Raw genomic sequence first — 5,271 nt, 5'->3', positions numbered from 1 at the left:
CACCCACCGCGGATGGCAAGTGGTCCCCACGCTGAAGAACGCGATCAACGAGCATGCGGACCTTCCCGTCATCGCCTACGATGGCAACCCCAGCACCTCCGATGGACATGCATTCGCCCTGGTCGGATTCAACACGAAAGGCTTCGTGGTGCAGAATTCATGGGGCAAGGAATGGGGCGGCGGCGGCTTTGCCGTGCTCAGCTACGGTGACTGGCTGGCCAATGGCATGGATGCCTGGGTCGCGGCGATGGGCGTGCCCGGGGTGATGCAGGGACAGATCGTCGGCGCCAGCAAAGGCGCTGGCGGCAAACGCGCGGGCCTGGACAAATCCCAATGGTGGGACGAGGCCACCGCGCTCGAGCACAGCGTGGTGTTCAAGGACGACGGGCGCGTGGACACCTATGTCACCCAGGACCACCTGAGCATCAACCTGCAGTACCAGGCGGCGGTGCTGCCGGACCAATGGTTCCGTACCAGCAAGCAGCGCAAACAGCGCCTGGTGATCTATGCCCACGGCGGCCTCAACAGCCAGGAAGCAGCGATTACGCGGGCCCAGGCGATGGGGCGCTATTTCATCGGCAACGGCTGCTACCCATTGTTCATGGTGTGGAAGACCGGCCTTTGGGAAACCATCAGTGCCGGGCTGGGGCACCTGATTTCGCCGACGGCAGGGCCGGCTGGGGCAGGCTTCACCGATGCCTCGGATCTGGTGATCGAACGCGGGCCCGGACGCCTCGTCGGAAAACACATCTGGTCGGGCATGAAGACCCAGGCGCTCGATTGCAGCCTGCCCACGCGCGGCATGGACCAGCTCGTCGGTGCGATTGCGTCGCTTGCAACGACATGGCCAAAGCTTGAAGTGCACGTGATCGGCCATTCGGCGGGGTCGATCTTCCTGGGCTACCTGCTCGACCTTTTGGCCCAGCGCAAGCTGGCCGATCAGGTGGCATCGGCGCACCTGTATGCGCCGGCCTGCACCGTGGCGTTCGCCAACCAGTACTACGCAACGCACGATGCACTCATGCACAACCTCTACATCGACCTGCTCACTGATCGCAACGAACTGGACGACAATGTAGGTCCGTATCGCAAATCCCTGCTTTACCTCGTGTCCAATGCCCTGGAAACGGACATCCATTCGCCGATCCTCGGCCTGGCGAACGTGATGGACCCCTCCTACACGCAGTGGGACGGCACATCGGTCACCGACGCCGCGCTACGCGCGTGGCGCCGTGCGGCCGATGACACCGGGCTTGCCGATCGCACACGACCGGTGATTGCCCCGACGGTGCCGGTCAAGCGCGGCAAGGTCATTCCCGCGTCCCACGGAAGCTTCGACAACAACACCACCGTGTTCGGCCGCACCCTCACTCGTATCACCGGAGCGAACCTGGCCATGCCCGTGGATGATCTGGAAGGCTTTTGAGGATCGGCGTAAGGTCAATGGATGACCTTCGATCCGCACCGCCGCACGGTACTGAAATACTCAGCCGCAGCCTGCACCGCCGCCCTGGCCCGTCCCGGCATGGCCTTCATGCCCACGGCCGCAGGCCCCGCGACGCCTGCGCTGGCCGAGCTTGATTACTCGCAGGTAAAGCTCACCGGTCCGCTGGATGACCAGGGGCGCGAAGCCCTCCGCGTGCTGATGGGGATGGATGAAAATGCCCTGCTGCGGCCGTTCCGCATGCGCGAGGGCCTGGCCGCTCCCGGCGAGGAACTGCCCGGCTGGTACGGCACCTATGCCTTCGCCCCCGGTGCCAACTTCGGCCAATGGGTCAGCGGCCTGGCTCGCTACTACGCGATCACCGGCGATGAAGCCACGCGGGCCAAGCTCGGCCGGCTGGTGAAGGGCTACGCCGACACCGTGGGGCCGGAGGGCAAGTTCTACCGCGACAACCGCTTTCCCTCGTACACCTACGACAAGCTCGTAGGCGCGATGGTCGACGCCCGGCGCCTGGCCAACGACGACCATGCCCTGGCTGCGCTCAAGCGCAGCAACCAGGCCGCCTTGCCTTACCTGCCCCCGCGCGCCGTACCACGCAACGAACACGCACTCGCCGGCGAAGACTTCAGCCAGCACGCCTGGGACGAGAGCTACACCATCCCGGAGAACCAGTTCCTGGCCTGGCGCCTTACCGGCGACCCGCTGCACCGGCGCCTGGGCCAGCGCTTCCTGTACGACGATTTCTTCGGGCCACTGGCCCGCGGTCACAACGTACTGCCCGGCAAGCATGCCTATAGCCACGTCAATGCGCTCAGTTCCGCCGCGCAAGCCTACGCCACGCTGGGCGACGCAAGATACCTCGCCGCGGCGCAGCACGGCTTCGACTTCGTCGATGCGCAAAGCTACGCCACCGGCGGCTGGGGCCCGGACGAACACTTCGTGCAACCTGGCACCGGCGCGCTGGCCACGAGCCTGGTGAAGGAACACAAGAGTTTCGAGACACCGTGCGGCTCGTACGCGCACTTCAAGCTCACCCGCTACCTGCTTCGCGCCACGCGCGATGCCCGTTACGGCGACAGCATGGAACGGGTGATGTACAACACCATTCTTGGAGCCAAGAATATCCAGGCCGACGGACACGCCTTCTACTACTCCGACTACACCCGGCAGGCAGAGAAAACCTTCCATCCCGACCACTGGCCGTGTTGTTCGGCGACGCTGCCGATCGTTGCCGCCGACTACCGCATCAGTACTTACTTCAGGGATGCCGAGGGCCTGTACGTCAACCTGTACGTACCCGGCGAAGTCACCTGGCGCCAGGGTGGCAGCGACGCACACCTGACAGTGGACACCCACTACCCCTATCGCAGCGCCATCGCCATCACCGTGGGCACCGCCACCCCGCAAACCTTCGCCCTGCGCCTGCGCATCCCGGCGTGGGCCGATGGCGCCAGCCTGCGGGTGAACGGCAAGCCGATGCCGGTAGAGCCTGGCAGTTTCGCCCAGATCCGCCGGCAGTGGCGCGGCGGCGACCGCATCGAACTGGAGCTGCCGCTGGCCATGCGCCTGCAGGTCATCGAAGACGGCCACGATGAGAGCGTGGCACTGCTGGCAGGCCCCCTGGTGCTGATGCGCATGATCGACAATGGCAACTTGGCCACCACCCGCCGTGAACTGCTGATGGCCAAGGACAGCGGCCGCGGCCAATGGCGCCTGCCCGACGGCGGCCGGATGCGAAGCTTCCCGGACATCACCGACCAGCCGTACCGGACCTACCAGGACGTGACGGGATAGCAGCCACGCCCCCGCGCCGTGCGATGATCCGGCCACGCATCGTAAGGCGAGGGGGCGCGGATGGGTCGGTGGCTGGTGTTGTCCTTGGTGGGACTGTGCTTATCGGGCATGGCCGTGGCGGCCCGTGCCGACATCTACCGTTGCAACCGCAACGGCCAGGTTTCATACCAGCAGGCGCCTTGCGAGGCAGGGTCGGCCAACGTGCGGCTGCAGGGAGAAAACGCTTCCTCATTGCTCCTGGGCTGCTACGACGTGGCCTCGCAACCCGGTATCCGCCTCACCCGCCGTTCCGAGGACGACTACGTGATGACCGGCGGCGGCACCGCCGCCACGCGCATGCGCCCGGCCACCGTCGACGAACGCACGCAAGTGGGCCGGGCCTACCATCTGGTGGTAGCTGAAGGCGTGGTGATGCAGGATGATGCCGGGGAAATCTCCCACGGCATCTACCACGGCCAGAATGCCCAGCGCGAGGATGTCTTCTTCGTCCACCTGCCGTTTGCCACCGGCATCATCACCAAACGCGCCACCTGCGACAGTCAGGCGCAATGACGCGACCCAGACGGGGTCAGAGTAATCACTCTGACCCCCACAGCGCAGCAACAGGGGAAAACGATGACGGTACCGTCGCTGTCGGTGGGAAGGATCATGCTTCGCCTGCTGGGGCTGGCCATCGTTGCACTGGTGGTGCTGGCGGCCTGGAAGCGGCCCGATCGCGCGCTGAACATCGCCATGGCCAGTGCCGCCGAATCACTGTGCAGCGGCGTGTTCGTTTCCCACCTGGAAGAAAAGCGCGTGTTCGCCGAAAGCGTCGCCTCGCAACCGGGACTGCATCCGCTGTTGCGCGGCATGAAGACGGTCGTCGACGGCAACACGATCACCGTGCGCTGGCATGGCGGATTCGAAGCGAAAGCCACCTACTATCCGGGCTACGGATGCGCGCTGCCGTTGCGCACGCCATCGGCGGCGACGCTCGCGGCCGCGCGAGCGCTCCCACCGGCGCCTGTCGAAGCTCCCGTGCAGCCGGGCGATGCCGCCATGCAGGCTGCACTGGCCGCTGCCTTCGTCGAGCCCGCCCAGGGACCTCGCCGCAACGTGCACGCCATCGTCGTGCTGCATCGGGGGCAGATCGTCGCCGAACGCTATGCCGATGGCTTCACCCCCGAAACGCCACAGATCGGCTATTCACTGGGCAAATCCGTGGTGCACGCACTGGTGGGCATCCTGGTGCGCCAGCATCGCCTGGACACCGCAGCGCCGGCGCCCGTCGCCGCGTGGCGTGATGCCGCCGACCCACGCCACGCCATCACCATCGATCAGCTCCTGCGCATGGAAAGCGGCCTGGATTTTCCCGAGGCCGATACGGGCTTCGATCCGGTATCGCGAATGATGTTCGCCACGCGCGACATGGCCGCGTACGCGGCCTCCGCACCGCTGGCCTCACCGCCGGGCACGCAATGGGAATACACCAGCGGCAACACGCTCATCGTCTCGGGCATCATCCGCGACACATTGGGAGGCGGCGCTCCAGCGCTACTGGCGTTTGCCCACGCGGAACTGTTCAAACCGCTTGGCATGGAACACGTGCTGATGGAGTTCGACGGTGCACAGAGCCTGATCGGCTCGACCCGCGTGTATGCCTCGGCCCGCGATTGGGCACGCTTGGGCCAGCTTTACCTGGACGACGGCATGGCCGCTGGCCGCCGCATCCTGCCTGAGGGCTGGGCCGCGTCCGCGGGCAAGCGCACGCTGGGCGCGCTGTACGGTTCGGGGTTCTGGTCGAACGTGGGCCCCGGAAATGAATCCATCGACGGCTTGCCCGCAGACGCGTACTTCGCCTCGGGCAAGGACGGCCAGCGCGTGCTGATCGTGCCGTCGGACCAGCTGGTGATCGTGCGGCTGGGGTCGACGGTGGATCCACCCCGCTACGACATGAAAGGCCTCGTGAAACTGGTAGCTGATGTGCGCGCCGCCTGCTGCAAGAATTCGCCCACGCACTAACGGTCGGAAGCCCGAGCGAAATTAACGGGTAA

At 65.8% G+C, this 5,271-nt stretch carries 3 protein-coding genes and 1 pseudogene; all 4 read left to right on the top strand.

Annotated elements, in window-relative coordinates:
• A pseudogene (locus VK519_RS06125) lies at positions 1 to 1,426 on the top strand (C1 family peptidase); the annotation flags it as partial.
• A gap of 21 nt (positions 1,427 to 1,447) precedes the next feature.
• Positions 1,448 to 3,238 (top strand): beta-L-arabinofuranosidase domain-containing protein, encoded by a 1,791-nt coding sequence (locus VK519_RS06120; protein WP_324348259.1) that lies wholly within the window; start codon positions 1,448 to 1,450, stop codon positions 3,236 to 3,238.
• Between the two features lie 60 nt (positions 3,239 to 3,298).
• Positions 3,299 to 3,790: a DUF4124 domain-containing protein gene (locus VK519_RS06115; RefSeq protein WP_324348257.1), complete on the top strand. Its 492-nt coding sequence runs from the start codon at positions 3,299 to 3,301 to the stop codon at positions 3,788 to 3,790.
• 63 nt (positions 3,791 to 3,853) lie between these two features.
• Positions 3,854 to 5,239: a serine hydrolase domain-containing protein gene (locus tag VK519_RS06110; RefSeq protein ID WP_324348256.1), complete on the top strand. Its 1,386-nt coding sequence runs from the start codon at positions 3,854 to 3,856 to the stop codon at positions 5,237 to 5,239.
• The last annotated feature ends 32 nt before the right edge of the window (positions 5,240 to 5,271 follow it).

The organism is Pinirhizobacter sp. (assembly GCF_035317885.1).
Lineage (GTDB): Bacteria > Pseudomonadota > Gammaproteobacteria > Xanthomonadales > Rhodanobacteraceae > Pinirhizobacter.
The sequence above is the reverse complement of the archived record's forward strand: the minus strand, read 5'-3'. Positions and strand labels throughout refer to the sequence as shown.

What these genes read in the sequence shown, in the direction of transcription:
- VK519_RS06120 (WP_324348259.1), top strand. Translation starts at nt 1,448, where the DNA reads ATGACCTTCGATCCGCACCGCCGCACGGTACTGAAATACTCAGCCGCA.
- VK519_RS06115 (WP_324348257.1), top strand. Translation starts at nt 3,299, where the DNA reads ATGGGTCGGTGGCTGGTGTTGTCCTTGGTGGGACTGTGCTTATCGGGC.
- VK519_RS06110 (WP_324348256.1), top strand. Translation starts at nt 3,854, where the DNA reads ATGACGGTACCGTCGCTGTCGGTGGGAAGGATCATGCTTCGCCTGCTG.